Raw genomic sequence first — 17,335 nt, forward strand, 5'->3', positions numbered from 1 at the left:
AAACTCCGCCAGGGCGGAGTTTTACAAAAGCATGGATGTATTTAATAGTACAAGCGCAAGCAGCGAGCTTCCGTACAGCAGGGAACAAAGCTGCCTGTTTTCTTTTGCATCTGCACTCGTAATCCACAGTCCGTAAAACAGATACGTAAGCACGGCAAACAACATCAGGGATAAAACAATAATAATCATTTTAGCTCCCTTCCCGCTTTTTGTCAGAATCTTTAATTTAATTTTAATGTATGCGTTCGGTCATTTCAAACCTTTTTCGCTTATAGACACATATTTTCTCTAAGGCAACTTTTAGACCGGACCGTTGAACAACAAATCCCCGGGCCCTGGGCCCGGGGGTAACTTATATATTATGGCGCCCTAGGCAGGATTCGAACCTGCGACCTACAGCTTAGGAGGCGTTATATTCCTACGTTTATGGCGGGTGTCATAGGTTTATTTTCTGGTGATTTGCGCGCAACTACCGCATATGTTCGCTCTTACTACCGACTTTCCTTGCGAGGTAGTCAGATAATGTGGCCTGTCACTATTACAAGCAAATATTGAACTATGCGCAAATTATATTCTGAGTGAGCATATAAAGAACGTACATATTGCGTAAAGTTGCCGGACTTATTCGCCGGCAGTATCAACGTTTTGCGGGATTTGTTCCATATCTACACTTATGTCAATTTCTGCATATATAGATGATAAATCTTGAAAAATAAATTGATAAGCTTCTGGTGTGACTGTCATCAAAGCAGCTATTGCAACATTTCTTGTTGCTGGATATTTATTGATAAAAGCAGCAATCCGTTTGAAAGAATCTGGAATATATTGATCAATAGTCATTATTTCTTTATTATTCTTTTGTTCATTAAGAAACTTTTCTAGTTCTTGAATTCTTTTTTCTTTCATTTCATTTTCTACATATAATTGGCTGATTGCACTTTCTGTATTACGCATGAATTCAATAATTTCAGAATCAATTTTGTCTTTCTCGTCGTTATTTAAATATCTGTCTTCAAGATCATAATCCTGCATTTTTTCTTCTATTTTTGAGAAAAAAGTTTTTTGTTCATAAATTTTTCATTATCAACTCTAGCTTTTTCTTCATCCTTAATGTCTTCTACCCACCCTAATATACTCTCTCCTAGACTATCTTCTTCTAAAGTTAAATTTTCTTCAGAATCGGTTTTTACTAATGAATTTGGACCAGGAGTAATATTTGCATCCAACATTACATCACCATTATAAATTTCATAATTGAAAATTGTATAAGAATATTCTGAGTATCTTTTATACATTATTTTAAATTCTTCATCACGATTAAGGAAAGAAAAATCAAACACCTCAAGACCTGCTTCATACATAACGTTATAAATTCTATTTATGATTCTCTGTGTAAACATGCCATAACCCCTTAGCAATTTACTACTAATTTAGCATGACTTACCACTTATTTTAAGGTACAAAAAACGCAGCTAGCTGTACGAGGGTCTAGACGTTTTACGGGGGTTGCTGCTCCTAAAGGCACCTCTTTCGGTGTTTCTGTTATGCTCGCATATAGGGCATCACGCTTTTCTCGCAATTCTGCCAGAGTTATTCCCGCATCCGGACTGAGTTCTCGCTCCTTCGCGCCCTGCTTTGGGTTTTCGATCTCCGTATAAATAGCAGCTAATTCCACTTATAAGCTGCCGTGGTCGCTACTTTTTGATTCATGCGTGCTCGGCTGCATCAATTCCGCTTTTAGTAGTGATAGACGCTTTTCGAGTTGCTATGTGGTTTGTTCAAACATATTTTCCATTTATTTTGTTTTATTTCTAATTAATTGAATATAATTTCAAGTAATGTTAATCTAAAACTAATTTTTGAAGGAGGTTTTATTAATGAGCGAGCCAAGTTTCGAGTCTTTTTTAAACAAAATTTCTAAAGAAGGAAGAGGAGTATTTAAACGTACCGATCATGTAGAAGGAACAAAAATAGTAAGTGGATTTTATACTAAATTTGAATCTGTAGAAGAAGCAGAATCGTACGTGGATTTTCTTGAGAATCATTACATTGACTTTCGTCGCAGCGAAGATAATAAGATTGATGAACGCCTTAAAAACGCACTAAAAGCGAACGGACAAGATGTGAAAGATGGAAAATCGTACAAGATCGAGGGAACAACAGTTGTCGACTTTGCGGATTCTGATCTTGCTGCCATTGTTATTACTCTTTCCGAGTTCTAATCAACCACGCTCCCGTACGTTAATTGAATCACCGCAAGCCTGCTCTTCGAGTTTTGTTGGTTCACCGCCAAGCTCCGGTGGGCTTTCGTTATGTCAGGGAACGGCTCTCTATTCTTATAGCGGATATAAACAGAGTCGCGAGCTGCCAAAATATTTGGTTGGCTCAGCTTAAGTAAGTCCGCCAGGAATCGCATCTATGCAGGGATAAAGAAGGTGGTGGAGCGTGCGTGTGTCATCGAGGAACCTCCTCGTTTTGTAAATAGGGTCCCTTCATGACACTGCATAATCCACCTTTGAAGCACGGATCTACTCGAAATGCCGTAGATAAGAAGAATATTCTGACTGGATAACCTGCCCGTCAAGGACGTTTCCACGACTTCCCGTTTGCGTCCCCGGGGAATACCTCTTCCACTGCCTGGACTCCGTTAATGCTTCAACTCCGTGGTGGTGATACCGATCCATCCATTAGATTAACGTTGTTTCGTTGATCTTCCAGTAGCGACAAAAACTGGCCCTGCTTTCCGTCCATTCATGGAATGCATGGAGGACCTCTAATTTTTTCTTCGTCGAATAAGATCGATGAAACATAAAAATGCTCCCCTTTAAGTAGACAGATGATTTATTTCATCTGTCTACTTAAAGGGGAGCATATCAAAGATTCCCACCAATGCCTTTTACGATTTACTGCGTCCACTTGCGTAAGTCTGCCGTTAGGAGTTTCGATTTGCGTTTTCTGATCTTTCGTATACATTCGAGAAACACCACCATTTTGCGCAGGTATTTCCATCTAGTGTATCATACTTAGGAAATATTTTGCATTTAGCGGTGACTTGTGCAGGGATGCCTCTATGAGCGTGTAATAAGCGCTATGTGGGCTTTTAGACTCCGAAATACCTAACCCGGTCGCTTACTGGTCATAAACGCCTATGATACGGTGATTTTGCAGGGAAGTTGTACATTAGCAGCTACATAATCCATTCGAGAAGCTTATCGATCCATTTTTTAAGAAACTCGAACGAAGTAACCGCGCTCTTTAGACTAACAAGCAACTCGAGTGTCGGTTTCGTGGAGTAAAGTGTATAAGTATAATTGCAAACATCGAAAAACCATTCGTTAATGCTCGCCCAGGCATCCCTAATCCGTCTGCTTTCAGCTTCTTCTTGCGGAAAATCTAGCGATATGTCTGTTGTGGTAAAATAGTTCGCAATTTCGGCCATTTTCATATTCAATAGCGACGACAAACTTTCGCGCAATTCCTTTTGCCGCTGTTCTTGCTCCGCAATTGCTTGACGCAATGTTTCGATCGGGGAACGGCTCATTTCCTGCATCGTCTGCGCTAAGTTTTCAGTCATTTTTTGTGCAAACCTTTTTGTGCCCATCGCTTCAGTCATATGTTTATTAACGTTTATTGTTTTCGCCCACTCTTCGGCCATATTCATCTTAGGCGAGGTAAATTCGAACACCTTACGCTTTCGCTCCGTAAAATCTTCAAGGAATTTATTCGTATTAATTGGCGGCCAATTATTCATACACCAACGCACTTCCTTTTTTTCCTATATTATACAGCAAGAACCCTTCTTCCTCAACAAAATCATCACTTTACGCCCACTTTACACGACAGCCGTTAAAATCCCGGATGTTTGCAACTATTTCGAGCACATGGTGCACTAAACCCGCTGCTAAGGCTGTCCAACTTCCCTCCGGAGTTTTTTGCGCGGCATGACCGGCCCACCTTCGATATTTCTTCATATATATTATATTAACCGTTATACAAATTGCCTGTCGATGATGTTTAATTATGTAAACAACCGAAAATTTGTGACGCTGATACAATAAGGGTTATGGAGGACGATCGTATTTCCCATAACTTCCTCCGTTTATGCATACCAAATCCCCGGTTATGTTAACGTTCCTACTTCGCATCACTTGCATAAAATCTTCCATAAACATTTGCGTTCGTTCATCGTTTCCTTTCGTTGTTTTCCGTTGAATCAGCGCTCAATCAAAATGTTTCGGAGATCACGCACGAGAAGCATTTAGCAGTCAAATCGTCAATCAACATCAAGCCTCGTAAACTTCCGCATCTTCCTCGAACCAATGCGTTTGCGTCCTTTTTGCGTACACTTATCGGCGTTTCTCCTCAATCAATCGGCGAAAGAAGTAGCGAACGTATAACCGTTCAGCGTCGCTTTAATAAGCTTGTGACGCCACATAAACGCCACGCCTTTTACTGCCCGCCCCACAACTTCCAATGCCGCAGACGAGTTGGCAAGGCCTTTCCCTTCTGAGTCCAGGCATGCCATGCGAGACGCTACCTCGGTCCTGCGCCATAGACCTACCGTTTAACCTGGCGTCACCCCAGCCGGCACAAAATACCTGCGGTCATAAATCGGTTTTTTGGGCATAACAAAAAAACCCCTATCTATCAAAATATCGACAGAAAGAGGAGTTGAGTATCATAAATATCACTCGAAGAATAACATTCAATTAATTTAATAAGTTTTTTGCTTTTAACGAGGGCGCAAATAAAATCCTGCCCCAATCGTTGCTTTGCACATCGTGAAAGTGGCGCCCTAGGCAGGATTCGAACCTGCGACCTACAGCTTAGGAGGCTGTTGCTCTTCCCCTGAGCTACTAGGGCTTATGTGTATAACTATGACCTTTGCTCCGGTGAACAAAGACAAATGTAAGAATACGTGGAAATGCGCTTATTGTCAAGATTTCCTTTCACAAGCACCTGATGAAAGAAAGCACCCAACCGTCAAGTTGGATGCTTTCTTCTGTTTTGTTATTTCGTTACTCTATACTCACGGAGCATGTGAGCGAATATCTGCTCGATATGCTTTTTCTCAAGCTTTGTGCAGTCTTTTGGTTTTTTGCCGGCTTCGGCAATTACCCATTGGTTGCTGCGCGTGTCGATCAGATACAGTTTATCGTTTGGAAGGAAGACCTGGCTGAGCGATTTCTTTTTCGGTTCATCCAGTGTCAAATCAACCATGACATCGATGTTACGATCAAAATGACCGCTGACAGAGCCTTTTAACTCGGACTCCAGAAGTTCAATCGTAAATGTTTCATCCCTGAACCGTTTTCTGTAATCTTCTTTTTCCAGCCCGCCCTGCTCCACAATTTCCGTTAAGACTTCGTCGAAATCTCCCCAGAGCTTATCAATACATTTGCTGATTCGTTTCATTTTTTCTGCTGTACTGTCTTCCGTATCGTTTTTATGAAAATCAAATTCTTTTGACCAATCCATCTAATCCCTCCTAGAACTCTTAGCAGTTTTTCTTCCCGTTTCCGGAAAAGCTCACACTAGCATTTTATCTTGTTGACTCCCCTGTGACTATAGATTCATGCAGAATTTGTTAATTTTTTAGATCCAGCCACGGTACTCCATTGCTTCCTGCAGCCGGTCCATCGCGAAAATCATTGCACCGTTTCTGTTGGTGGTCTTGTGTTCGTAGGCTGATTTTTCCGTTTGTTCGTATGCTTCGAGTATAAATTCCTTCATCCATTCATTAATTACATCTTCAGACCAATAGTAGTTCATATGGTTCTGAACGGATTCCAGATACGACACGATAACACCACCGGCATTCACTAAAATATCCGGATATACTGCCTGGCCCTGGTCCTTTAAAATATGATCTGCTTCCGGTGTTGTCGGTCCGTTTGCAAGCTCCATAATCTTCGGGGCTTTTATCCGGTTTGCATTATCTTTTGTAATAACGCCTTCCATGGCAGCAGGTATCAAAATATCAGCGTCAGTATAAAGAATGTCCATGTTATTTTCGAGCAGATAGTTTTCTCCGTATTCCTGCAGGCCGCTGTTTCCTGCTTTTGCCTGCTGGGCTCTCGGAATATCAAGCCCCTCCTCATCATACAGGGCGGCTTTGGAGTCGCTGACGCTCACAATTTTACATCCTAAATCGTACAGCAGTCTCGCGGCGATCTGTCCGGCGTTGCCAAAACCCTGTACGGCCACGCGTATGTCTTCGGGACGTTTGTTCTCCTGCTCAAGCATTTTTTCGATAATATATACAGCGCCGCGGGCCGTGGCTGATTCTCTTGCTTTTGAACCGCCGACAAGAGGTGGCTTGCCGGTGATAACGCCGGGCTCGTGACCGCCTGCCATCCGGGAGTAGGTATCCATCATGACGCTCATGACCTTTGGATCCGTATACACATCCGGGGCGGGCACATCTTTATTGGGACCCAGAAGGTCAAACAGGGCCTCTGTGTATCCTCTGCTGACCTGGCGAAGCTCACGGTCACTCAGCATGGAAGGATCACAGACGACACCTCCCTTTGCTCCGCCATGCGGAATCTGAACAAGCGCGCACTTAAACGTCATCCATGCGGCCAGCGCCTCCGTTTCCTCTTCATCCGTTTGTGGGTGAAAGCGGAGCCCGCCTTTCACCGGACCAAGCACATCATTATGCTGCGTCCGGTAGCCGGTAAACATCTGGGTGTGGCCGTCGTCCATTTCCACCGGGAACTGGACCTCCACTTTTCTTTTCGGGTATTTCAGTATTGTTTCTACAGTATTTGGCAATTGAATAAGCTGGGAGGCTTCAGCGATCTGTTGATGCACAACACCGAGCGGCCCCTGGTTATTTTGTCCGGTCATGCTGTTCTTCCTTTCTATTGGACTGACGCCCCTAAAATATTTTGTGCGTGTTTTAGCGCAAACTCATGTCCTTCCTCGTCAAAGCTTGCTACAGCATCCTGATGGATGACGATATCGAAGCCTTTATTATAGGCATCTACTGCTGTATGAAGAATACAGATATCGGTACAGACGCCGGCAAGGTGAAGCTCGGTAATGCCGCGTTCTCTCAATTTCAGTTCCAGGCTTGTTCCTGCAAATGCACTATACCTTGTTTTGTCCACCTGCCAAACATTCGGCTGATGTCGTATAGATTCATACAGACTCTGAATGCTTCGATACAGATCCCTTCCCTTCGTTCCAGCTATATTATGGGGAGGAAACAGCTTCGTTTCCGGATGATACTCCTCCCCTTCTTCGTGACGGTCGAGGGCAAATACGACAAAATCATCCGCGGCCTGATAGGTTTCAATTAATTGATAAATAGCGTTTTCGATTTTCTGACCCGGCTCCCCGCAGGTAAGTGCACCTTCTTCCGCTACAAAATCCATCGTGTAGTCAATCACAATAAGGGCACGCGAATAGCTCATCAGCCTTCCCCTTCCTTTTTATAAATGCCGCACCAGCGGATTAAAAAGTCTGCGTACACTTTCGTTACGTTTTTTACACTTTCCAGGTCCACCCATTCATCCGGTTCGTGCATTTTTGCGCCTGATGGGCCGTAGCATGTAACAGCCGTATCATAATAAAGGCCGTAATACCGGGCATCTGTCGTTACCGGAATCGCCTGTCTGCCGCATTGTTTTCCGGTCACCAGTTCATGGGCTTCATCGAGTTTGGCAAACAGAGGGTCATCCTCAGGCATCACCATACCCTCCGCATGAAAACCAAAGGATTCAAAAGACGGAGGATTCTCGCGAAGCCACTCATCATCTTTTGTTTTATCAAGAATCCAATCGATTAGATCCTGTTTGCCTTCGGCCGGGTCCTTCCCCGGGTAAACCGCAGAACGAACCTCAAGTGTCGCTTCTACAGGAATATTGGAGGCAAAGTCCCCGCTGTGCATCGTTCCTACCTCCACGTCGATCGGCTCTTTCATATGGGCAAATTCCGGCGGCTTTTGTTCATCCCGGTTGACGTATTCCCGGTAGCTCTGCAGAGCCTCAATCACGCTTTGTGCTTTTTCGATGGCATTCGCTCCGACGCCGCTTTTATCCGACTGCAGATTGCTGCTCGTATCGATATGAATACGGAGCCAGAGGCTTCCAAGCTGGGCGGTGGATGGGCACTGCCCGAACGGTTCCGGAATGAGAACGGCATCTGCCAGATGTCCGGCGTTCGCTGCAGCGAGCGTCCCATTGCCTGTTGCTTCTTCCTCGATAACCGTTTTGATGGAAAAATCAGCTGCTGGTTCGTAGCCTGCATCCCGTATGGCTTTATAGGCATAAATCATTGCCGCCACACCGCTTTTCATGTCGAGCACCCCGCGTCCGTAAAGGCGGTCTCCAATACGCTGCGCTCCCCATGGATCCACGCTCCATTTGTGCTTTGGCTCCGGACTTACAACGTCCACATGGCCCTGGAAAAGCAAACTGCTGCCTTCGGACTTACGGGAACTGCGCGGTGCTTTCGCCACTACTACCGGCCGGCCTGCGTAGGACCACTCGCTTGGGGAGTACCCCGGAAGAGAGCTGATTTCTTTTTCATCGACATCCACTGTTTCTACGTCCATCTGCAGCTCGTTCTGAAAAAAATTCTTTAAGTATAATTGAAGGGATCCTTCATATTCGATCGTACTCGGAAATCGTGCGATCGTCTGTAAAAACTCTATTTCCTCTTCCCACAGATTATCAACTGAAGCTAATACTTTTTGACTGGGATTGATAGTCTCTGTCACTCGCTTTCCCTCATTTCTAAAAAGACTCTTTTACTCTCTTCGACTTTTCCCATTTTGACTTCAAAGTATGCTTCCGGTTTGAAAGTATTAGTTATTATAAAAACAGCTTCGGGCTGTAGACGCCACCCGTTTTTGCATATAAAAAAAGGGAAACGACTAAGCGCCTTCCCCCTGAATCAATACGGAACTGTCCCACTGCAGCCAAAAACCTGCCGAAAACCAGGCAGCTGCAAGCGCCAGTGTAAAAAAGAGTACGCCCCATACCTGCGCAGGGACGCGGCTCACCCGGTGCATCCCCGTAGCATCTCCGGCGTCCCCCGGCATCTGCAGACTCCGCTGCAGAATGATCCAGGCCGACCGGACTGACTGGATGACCAGAAGTACGCCGAGCATGAACATAATCCACATCATAAGCATTACCATATTTTCAATGAGCAGGTACAGACCCCCACCCGAAGCTGCCAGTCCCCAGACGATCCCGGCAGGATTACGCACCCAAAGAAGCGTATTCCAGATGAGCAGTCCTACAAGGGCTATCATGAGTCCGCTGTACCAGCCGGAGGTGAATACCCAGCTGTAAAGAAGAGCCATCCCGCTTGCAAACGGATAGCCGGCGAACGTTGTAAGCGCCTGGCCAAGCCTCCCTTTATGACCGGTTTCAGCAAGTCCCTCTCTCGTATAAAATAAAGAGATCGAGCGCACTTTCCCACCGGTGGCAAGCGCCATGAAGGCATGTCCGTTTTCGTGCACCATTGTCTGAAACAGCGATAAATAGGTGCCAAGCACTGGTGTGTACGTAAGAGCCGTTAACACGACAGCTGCTGTCAGAAAAAACAGGATCGTTTCCATCATGACTTTTTTTCCCGGGCGTGAAGGGGAAGCGGACGATGACTTGCTACCGCCTGCTTTAACGCCTGCTGCATGTATCCCATCCCGCGGTATTCCCGAAGCGGAAAAACGGTTCTCTCCATGGGCAGTATCCTCGTGATGACCGGATCGTATTTTTTGCCGAGCAGCACTACATACCGGTCGTATTCATTCATCTGCTTTTCCTGCCACTGCTGTATGCAGAAAGCCCGGGAGATTTCCTCCTGCTGTCTTTTTCCAAATGTAACATCGTAATTTGTGTTAATAAGCTCCTGCGGGTACATAAAACCGTGCTTGCCTGAGAGCACGGCCCACTGATCAGCGAATGCCTCTGCGTAAGCCCGGCACAGCTGATGGAACGTACTCTGGTATACGTGCTTTACAGGCAGAGGCCCAAGATCCGGCTCCGTGTCCCAGGCTTTTTTCGCCCCGCAGGGAATTATCGCGAGCTGTTTCAATGCCATTCACCTTATTTCCTTGATTTTCGCTCACGTCGTTTGTGGTCGCTTTCCGTTTTCCAGGTATAGAGGGCCGGCACCAATAAAAGCGTCAGCACTGTCGAAAAGACAAGACCCGTCACAATTGCTGTTCCGAGTGGCTGAAACAATGGATTATCCCCCAGAGCGATCGGCAGAAGACCGGCGATAGACGTGAGGCTCGTCAACAGAATCGGCCGGAAACGCTCTTCTCCGGCTGCCACAACGGCTGTCCGCACGGACTCACCGCTTCGTATGCGCTGTTCCATAAATTCTATCATAACGACCGCATTCCGTACGACGATACCGGCAAGACTGACTGCCCCCATCATCGACATGAATCCGAGTCCTGTCTGTGTCAGGAACAAACCGAGAATGACCCCCGCAATTGCTACATACACTGCACTCAAAACGATAAACGGAATACGCGGCGAGTAGAACTGCAGTGCAAACAATATGAGCAGCAGGAACACCACGACAATGAATATCTGTCCAATATCAATAAATACATCGTTTCGTTCGGACGTTTCTCCACCTACCTGGACACTGACACCTCCGTATTCATTTTCAAGTGAGTCAAGAGAATCCCCGGCTGCCGCTAAAATCTCGTCCTCGGAAGCATCTCCCGGATAAGCACGGACCGTAATGGTCCGTTCCGTATTTTCGTGCGGGATAGCGGAAGTCGTCGTTTCCTCTACACCACGTCCCAGGTCATTTAAAGTAACTGCTTCTCCGCCCTCGTCTCTGGCCACAACGATTTGATCCAGGTCACTGTTTGTTACCTGCTCCCCATTATCGTACATTACTTGAACTGGTATGACTTCATTATCTGCATTCCACTGGCCAAACGGCACTCCTTCCCCGAGCAGGCGGAGCTCTGTGCTTATGGTTTCGTTGGTTACACCTGTACCTTCCAGGGCTTCCCTGTCCTGCTCAAATCGCCACTGGTTTACATTCTGATTGGCGTTCGAAACCGCTAAGTCAACACCTTCTGTTTCTGCAAACAGCGCTTCCACCTCCGCCGCTGCAGAAAACAGTTCATCCGTTTCTTCACCAGAGAGCTCAACGGCAATTGGGGCTCCCACCGGAGGACCCGATTCAACAATCGACCCCTGGGCTTCAACGTTTTCAAAGGTGTTCCGAATCTCTCCCGGCCATATTTCGCTTCCTTCCCTTGCCGGAATTTCTTCAGGGTTTACGTATACGAGAAAGTTCATATCATTTGGTCCGGCGGCACCGCTTCCCGATCCCCCTGAAAATACGGTAGGGATTTCCGTTCCTGCATATGAAGATACCGACGTTACTCCTTCCTGTTCCTGCAGCCAGCTGCTCACTTCCTCCGCCTCGGCCTCCGTTTCTTCAAGCGGGGTGTTTTCTGGTACAGAGGCTTCGATAAATACTTCCTCCCGCTCCGTATCCGGGAAAAACTCGAGCGGCGTGTAAGGAACAAGCGCAAATGCCGAGGTCCCCAGTATCAGTCCGGCAAGCGAAACAATAACCGGCCGCTTCACGACACGTGTCAGCACACGTTTGCTGTACCATCTCGCTGAGCGGTCAAGAAATGCACCCAGAAATCCCGGCGACGTCCGCTTGTCCTTCTTTTTTCTTCTCTTCTCTACAATACCCCGGTAAATAGGGATAAAAAAGATCGCAAGAAGCGTGGACGAAAGCAATACCGTAATCAGCACCACAGGGAGCGGACGGATAAATGAACCCGCCGCGCCTGGAAGGAATAAAAGCGGAAAAAAGGTGAAGACAACAGCGAGCGTCGACACGATAACCGAGACAAGTACTTCCCGCACCCCGTTACTGGCTGCGTCAATCGGACTGTCTCCCATCCGGAGTCGGCGGTCAATATTATCATTCACGACAATCGCATCATCCACAAGAATCCCGAGTGAAATAATAAAAGCAATTAAAGAAATTTGATTCAGGCCGACATCGGTAAATGGAAGAGGGATCATTCCGATCGCAAGTGCCGCCGGGATCGATATGGCTACCGACAGCGCGGTACGGATTCGCAGACCGATAGAGCAGACAATCAATACCGACACAAATGCCACCACAAATGAGATGGCAAGGCTTGAAAACAAATCCTCCACGACGTCGCCCTGCGTATAGAGCTGGGTGAGCTCCATTCCTTCAGGCAGCCGCTGTTCAAAATCCGCTATTACGTCATCTAAACTGCTTTGGGCCTGCGGCACGCTCGCGTTTTCCGCGAGAAAGAATGTTACCGACAGGGCCGACTGCTGATTATACTCCACCTGCTCCTCGGTCGGAGCGTATGTGTTTTCCACTGCTGCAACATCGCCAAGCAAGGCATTTTCCCCATCACTCTGCTGGCCCGGACTTATTTCAATGTTTTCCCAGTCCTCTACGTTTTCAAGTGCTTCAAGCTCTACCTGATACAATTCCCCGTCCTGCTGCCACTCCCCGGGTGGAATGACTTCCGAGGCAGAAGAGAGCGCCCCGATCACCTGGCCGGACTGCAATCCTTCCTCCTCCAGCGCTTCACTGTCGAGACGGATCTGCAGTTCACGTTCCACATCTCCAGTGATTTCCAGGCTGTCGATATCAGGTATTCCGGTGAACCGCTGCTCCCAGTTCTCAATCAGCTGTACCGCCTCCGGAACTGCCTCCTCATCTACTGTCAGCTGGTAAATAGCGAGCCCCTGCTGACTCAGCTCACTGTTGATGGACGGCTCTTCTGCGTCATCCGGAAACGAGGTGCTCACCTGCGACAGCTTCTGCTCGAGACTGTTCCACACCTGCTCCGGATTTTCCGTGCTCTCATCAAGCTCTACAGTAATTGACGACAGCCCGGGTGAAGATACTGAAGAAATCGACGCTGTGGACGATTCATTATCAAGCTCTTCTTCAAGCTGGTTCGTAACCGTCGTTTCCACTTCTTCTGCCGAGGCTCCGGGGTAAACCGTTGTTACCTGGCCCACCGGTGGATTTGTTGATGGAATTTCCTTTTGCGGCAGCTGAAAAAAAGACAGGGTGCCGACAATGATGAGCATCACAATAAATAATAAAATCAGTTTTGGTTTTGCAATTATTTTTTTCACATTTCTCCCCCCAGTATCATTACCCCCAGTATACTTTGTTTTGAACGAAAATGACACTAGTGTCATTTAAATTTAAAAATTATTTACGGCCGCTTAATGCCGTTTAAGAAAATATTATATATCGTCTCCACCCATTCCTCCTCACTGAGGGACGGATCCGGGGCCTGCACTGCCACCATCAGCATCCGTGTGATGCCATGCGTCGGAAGGTCCCCGCGGATGGCTCCCTCCCTTTTCCCGGCTTCGATCAGTGTATAAGCCCGGCTCCCAAGTTGACCCAGGTACTGCTGGAGCTGCTCTACGTTTATTTCCACCTGGGCCGAAGCATGATGGTCCATCACCGGAAAAATGTCAAATGCCTGATGAACTGATGCCTGCTGCACCCACACCCGGATATAGGCCTTCATCCGCATTGAAAAGTCCGTCTGCCGGTCGGCTTCATCGAGCTGGGAAAATACCTGCTCCAGCTTGTCGAGCATATAGGCCGTCACCAATTCTTCTTTTTTAGCATAATAGTTGTAAATGGTGCTTCTTGCCACCCCAAGACGCTCCGACAGGGCTTTGAAATGAAACGAGTGGTAGCCTTCATCCATGATTAGCCTTTCCGTTTCCTGAAAAAGCGTTCTGCGGTCAATGGTTCGCTGCCTCGGCATCAGGGAGTCCTCCTTTCCATTTTAGTTTTAAGCAAAAAACAGCATATTGAGGCCTGCTATTCCAATAATGACGGCCGTGAGCGTACGAATGTGCTTTTGCGGAAGCTTTTCGAAATATCGGATGCCAATTCTTGTGCCAAGCAGCACGCATACGATTCCTATAGGAATATAAAGCAGCAGCTCCCTCGAAAAGTCGCCGGCACCCGCGTGAGCAAAGACCGTTAAAAGACTTCCGATTAGAAATGTAATCTGCAGGTTCGCTGTGTAATGATATTTGTTAGCTGTTGTTAATAAAAAATAAACGACGAAAAAAGGACCGCCAACGCCAAAAACGCCTCCTACCAGCCCACCGCAAAAACCAAGTGCCAGTGGAACCATTTTCGGCACCGGCCGCAGCTTTTTCTCCGGCTTTTGGGCAAAGGTATACACAACCATGCCGAGAAGCACAAGGCCGAGTACTTTTTTCAAAGTGTCCATTTCCCCAAAGTTATGTAGAATAAAAAAAGCTGCAAACCTTCCTGCTGCAGTAGCTGCCAGCAAATATCCGAGCTGCGCCCACTGAATGTGCTTATACACCTTGCCTATAATGCTCAGTGCAGTGATAACCGACAGAGAAATAACGAGGAGTGAGCTGAACTGCAGCGTAAAGAAAAACGGCACAAAGCTCATCACGAACAGTCCGAAGCCAAAGCCGCTGACGCCCTGAATAAAGCTTCCGGTAAAAATAATTACTGCGATTAAAACAAATTCCCCAATGGCACTCATGTTGTCAGAACCCTTCATTGCATACTTACGCTATTGTATCACGCTTTAAACAAAGATAGAAAAAACGGGAGCGACTTTTGTCACGCCCGCTGATTCGCTGCAAAATAAATCATAAACTCATACAGATGCATCAGCCACTCCCGTTTGGGATGTTCTGCCGGCCAGTGCTGTTCAAGGTATTCAGGATACGTTCCGAGCCAGTCATATGCCACCAGATCGATCAGCTCCGGTGTATGCGACTTCATTCCGTTGTAGTAACGGTATTTGGCTTCCTTCTCTTCTTCGAGCGGAGACTTCCGCTTCGGCCAGCGCCACTTTTTCTTTTCCTCCTGCTGGATAAAAACATACCGCTGCGACAGATGAAGCCGAAAGTCCTGCAGACGCTTGCGGTAATAATCATCGAGCTCATAAAGCTCAGGCCAGGGCTTGCGGAAATAGTGCATCCAGGCTTTCATAAACGGCGCCAGCACGTCTCCTTCCACGATGACCGGTACGCCTTCTTCTTCCCACTGCTTTGCCTCCCGGTTCCGCTGTCGTTCGGCCTCGATCCACTCCCACGGCTCCTCAGGAATTTCTGCAAGACGCCCGATCAGCTTTGCCTCGGGGAAATAACGCTTAAGCCGTTCGGACAGATCCGGAATCCACACATTGTTTTCTGCTTCCACCGTAATAATGGTCATTGTTCGTCCTGCCTGACACCGAATAAATATTTCATGCTTTCTGTACTGTGTACAGGCGCATGGCAGGAAAAGTCCCTGCAGACATAAATAGTTGTCTTTCCTTCCTGCACGGGGTAATTCTCTGCAAACGGAGCCGCCCGGCTGAGATCAGTATTTTCTTCGGCGACCACGCTTGTCACTTCCGGATGAAACGCGCGCTGGATATATGTTTTCACCCGAAACGCCTCGTCATCCTGCGCAGGTCGTATAACTACTTCTTTTCTGTCTCCGTGAAAAAGCACCAGCCCCTGCATGAGATGTCCAAAGGCAGTTGGCGCCTGTTCGATCGAAGCCGAAAAAGCTTCCCATGTTTTTTCGGCTGTTCGTTCAAATTCCATATTGCCGGCAAGACGGGCCAGTCTCATCAGCTGTACTGCAGCTACACTGTTTCCGGAAGGCGCGGCTCCGTCAAAAGCTTCCTTCGGCCGGAAAAGAAGTGATTCCCCGTCGGATGCGGTCAGAAAGAACCCACCGTTTTCCTGATCGTAGTAGTAATCAATCATCGTTTCTGCCCAGGCGGACGCTTTCTCAATATATTCCGGCTTCCACGTCGAAGCGTAAAGCTCTGTACTCGCCCATATCATATTGGCATAATCATCCACGTATGCATCGTACTGCACGTCGCCATCCTTCCAGCGGGCTTTGAACCGTCCGTTTTGATCCTGAAGCCGGGTTTCAATAAAACGGTACGCCTGTTCAGCGAACCTTGTCCATGTTTCCTCCTGGAAAACCCGTCCAGCTTTAGCCATAGAGGCTATCATCCAGCCATTCCAGGACGTAAGTATTTTTTCATCCCGGAACGGACGCACACGCTTTTCCCGGTGTTCGTATAAGGCCTGCAGCGCCTCCTGACGTTCGGCGTCACTCCAGCCGGCAGTCGGACGGCTGATCCGGTTGGGGATGCTTTTCCCTTCAAAGTTTCCGGCCGGGTCGATACCGTACTCAATCGCAAACTGTTCGCCCCGCTCTTTTCCAAGCACGTTTTCAATCTCCTCCGGGGTCCAGACGTAAAATTTGCCCTCTTCCCCTTCGCTGTCAGCATCTTCTCCGCAGAAAAACGCTCCTTCTTCATGGGTGAGATCCCGATGGACATATTTGATGATTTCCTCCACCACTTCCTTATACCTCGTCTGACCTGTCAGCTGGTAGGCCTCCGTATAAGCCATCAGAAGCAGCGCGTTGTCGTACAGCATTTTTTCAAAATGGGGCACAAGCCACGCTTCATCTGTCGCGTAACGGGAAAACCCGCCGCCAATATGGTCTCTGATGCCTCCCGACGCCATCGCATCAAGTGTGGAGATGGCCATGTACAGCGCCCCCTCGCTTTCAAACTGATGATAATAATGCAGCAGATACATAACGATATGCGGGCTTGGAAATTTCGGGGCGGACCCAAATCCGCCGTTCGAGGAATCAAACTGCTGCGTAAAGGCGCGAAACGCTGTATGCACATTGTTAATGTTCAGCTGCCTCGTTTCCACAGCCCGCGGCTTTAGCGCTTTGGAAATATCATTCCCCACCTGTGCCACACGCTCAGGGTCGTCCCGGTAAATATCTGAAAGCTGGCTCAGGACGTCCATAATTCCGGGCATGCTGCCCATTTGATTTCTTGGTATATAGGTGGCTGCATAAAAAGGCTTCTGATCCGGTGTAATGAAAACATTCAGCGGCCAGCCTCCGTGCCCGTTCATGGCCTGGCATGCTGACATGTAGATGGCATCCACATCCGGGCGCTCCTCCCGGTCTACCTTTACCGGTACAAACTTTTCATTTAAGACCGCTGCCACTTCCGCGTTTTCGAAGCTCTCCTGTTCCATTACATGGCACCAGTGACAGGTCGAGTAGCCAATGGATACCATTAACGGTTTATTTTCTTCCTCTGCTTTCTCAAAAGCCTCCGTGCCCCATGGATACCAGTCCACCGGGTTGTTTTTATGCTGCTGGAGATAGGGCGATTTTTCGTATTGTAGACGATTCAACCAATCACGTCCTTTCTTACTAGTATTTATTCACGAAAAAGAAGCCGCCCAAACAATGACCACATGGTTATCTGATA

The 17,335-nt window shown here is 47.4% G+C and carries 17 protein-coding genes and 1 tRNA gene; 1 reads left to right on the forward strand and 17 read right to left on the reverse strand.

The features are described from left to right. Positions 1–21 precede the first annotated feature (21 nt). From ACTRXF_RS13710 to ACTRXF_RS13720, 3 genes are all read right to left on the reverse strand, one after another. Entirely contained in the window at positions 22–189 is a 168-nt protein-coding gene (locus ACTRXF_RS13710; protein WP_474279502.1) for a hypothetical protein, read from the reverse strand. A 432-nt stretch (positions 190–621) separates the two neighbouring features. Further along, positions 622–1,032 carry a hypothetical protein gene (locus ACTRXF_RS13715; RefSeq protein WP_474279504.1) on the reverse strand — a complete coding sequence of 137 codons (411 nt, stop codon included), beginning with the start codon at positions 1,030–1,032 and terminating at the stop codon, positions 622–624. A gap of 8 nt (positions 1,033–1,040) precedes the next feature. Next, a complete protein-coding gene (locus ACTRXF_RS13720; protein ID WP_474279506.1) occupies positions 1,041–1,400 on the reverse strand; it encodes a hypothetical protein in 360 nt (119 codons plus the stop codon). Positions 1,401–1,877: 477 nt separating this feature from the next. Here ACTRXF_RS13720 and ACTRXF_RS13725 point away from each other — a divergent pair, with 477 nt between their 5' ends. Beyond that, positions 1,878–2,222, forward strand: coding sequence for a hypothetical protein (locus tag ACTRXF_RS13725; protein ID WP_474279508.1), 345 nt, complete (start codon positions 1,878–1,880; stop codon positions 2,220–2,222). 965 nt (positions 2,223–3,187) lie between these two features. On the opposite strand, the gene ACTRXF_RS13730 is transcribed toward ACTRXF_RS13725, so the two are convergent. The 14 genes from ACTRXF_RS13730 to ACTRXF_RS13795 form a co-directional block, all read right to left on the reverse strand. Beyond that, the gene (locus ACTRXF_RS13730; protein WP_474279510.1) at positions 3,188–3,751 is read right to left on the reverse strand and encodes a hypothetical protein; all 564 of its coding nucleotides are present in this window, start codon (positions 3,749–3,751) and stop codon (positions 3,188–3,190) included. A gap of 615 nt (positions 3,752–4,366) precedes the next feature. Continuing rightward, the gene (locus tag ACTRXF_RS13735; protein ID WP_474279513.1) at positions 4,367–4,525 is read right to left on the reverse strand and encodes a hypothetical protein; all 159 of its coding nucleotides are present in this window, start codon (positions 4,523–4,525) and stop codon (positions 4,367–4,369) included. Positions 4,526–4,788: 263 nt separating this feature from the next. After that, positions 4,789–4,863, reverse strand: a tRNA-Arg gene (locus ACTRXF_RS13740). A gap of 147 nt (positions 4,864–5,010) precedes the next feature. Further along, positions 5,011–5,478, reverse strand: a complete 468-nt coding sequence (locus ACTRXF_RS13745; RefSeq protein WP_462866859.1) for a hypothetical protein — start codon at positions 5,476–5,478, stop codon at positions 5,011–5,013. 117 nt (positions 5,479–5,595) lie between these two features. Beyond that, positions 5,596–6,852, reverse strand: coding sequence for a Glu/Leu/Phe/Val family dehydrogenase (locus ACTRXF_RS13750; RefSeq protein WP_474279515.1), 1,257 nt, complete (start codon positions 6,850–6,852; stop codon positions 5,596–5,598). Positions 6,853–6,866: 14 nt separating this feature from the next. Next, positions 6,867–7,421 carry a cysteine hydrolase family protein gene (locus ACTRXF_RS13755; RefSeq protein WP_474279517.1) on the reverse strand — a complete coding sequence of 185 codons (555 nt, stop codon included), beginning with the start codon at positions 7,419–7,421 and terminating at the stop codon, positions 6,867–6,869. Beyond that, a complete protein-coding gene (locus ACTRXF_RS13760) occupies positions 7,421–8,728 on the reverse strand; it encodes an ArgE/DapE family deacylase (protein ID WP_474279519.1) in 1,308 nt (435 codons plus the stop codon). The genes ACTRXF_RS13755 and ACTRXF_RS13760 overlap by 1 nt, the downstream gene beginning before the upstream one ends. Before the next feature lie 156 nt (positions 8,729–8,884). Further along, positions 8,885–9,580 carry a M50 family metallopeptidase gene (locus tag ACTRXF_RS13765; RefSeq protein ID WP_474262693.1) on the reverse strand — a complete coding sequence of 232 codons (696 nt, stop codon included), beginning with the start codon at positions 9,578–9,580 and terminating at the stop codon, positions 8,885–8,887. Beyond that, positions 9,577–10,059, reverse strand: a complete 483-nt coding sequence (locus tag ACTRXF_RS13770; RefSeq protein WP_474279521.1) for a DUF6884 domain-containing protein — start codon at positions 10,057–10,059, stop codon at positions 9,577–9,579. The genes ACTRXF_RS13765 and ACTRXF_RS13770 overlap by 4 nt, the downstream gene beginning before the upstream one ends. A 5-nt stretch (positions 10,060–10,064) precedes the next feature. Further along, positions 10,065–13,142: an efflux RND transporter permease subunit gene (locus ACTRXF_RS13775; RefSeq protein ID WP_474279523.1), complete on the reverse strand. Its 3,078-nt coding sequence runs from the start codon at positions 13,140–13,142 to the stop codon at positions 10,065–10,067. 83 nt (positions 13,143–13,225) lie between these two features. Next, positions 13,226–13,795: a TetR/AcrR family transcriptional regulator gene (locus ACTRXF_RS13780; RefSeq protein WP_474279525.1), complete on the reverse strand. Its 570-nt coding sequence runs from the start codon at positions 13,793–13,795 to the stop codon at positions 13,226–13,228. Between the two features lie 27 nt (positions 13,796–13,822). After that, a complete protein-coding gene (locus ACTRXF_RS13785) occupies positions 13,823–14,560 on the reverse strand; it encodes a TSUP family transporter (RefSeq protein ID WP_474279527.1) in 738 nt (245 codons plus the stop codon). Positions 14,561–14,640: 80 nt separating this feature from the next. Continuing rightward, the gene (locus ACTRXF_RS13790; RefSeq protein ID WP_474279529.1) at positions 14,641–15,240 is read right to left on the reverse strand and encodes a hypothetical protein; all 600 of its coding nucleotides are present in this window, start codon (positions 15,238–15,240) and stop codon (positions 14,641–14,643) included. Continuing rightward, positions 15,237–17,258 carry a thioredoxin domain-containing protein gene (locus ACTRXF_RS13795; protein ID WP_474279531.1) on the reverse strand — a complete coding sequence of 674 codons (2,022 nt, stop codon included), beginning with the start codon at positions 17,256–17,258 and terminating at the stop codon, positions 15,237–15,239. Before ACTRXF_RS13795 ends, ACTRXF_RS13790 begins: the two co-directional genes overlap by 4 nt. Between the last annotated feature and the right edge of the window lie 77 nt (positions 17,259–17,335).

It is taken from the genome of Marinococcus sp. LNHM3E3-2.2 (assembly GCF_056034385.1).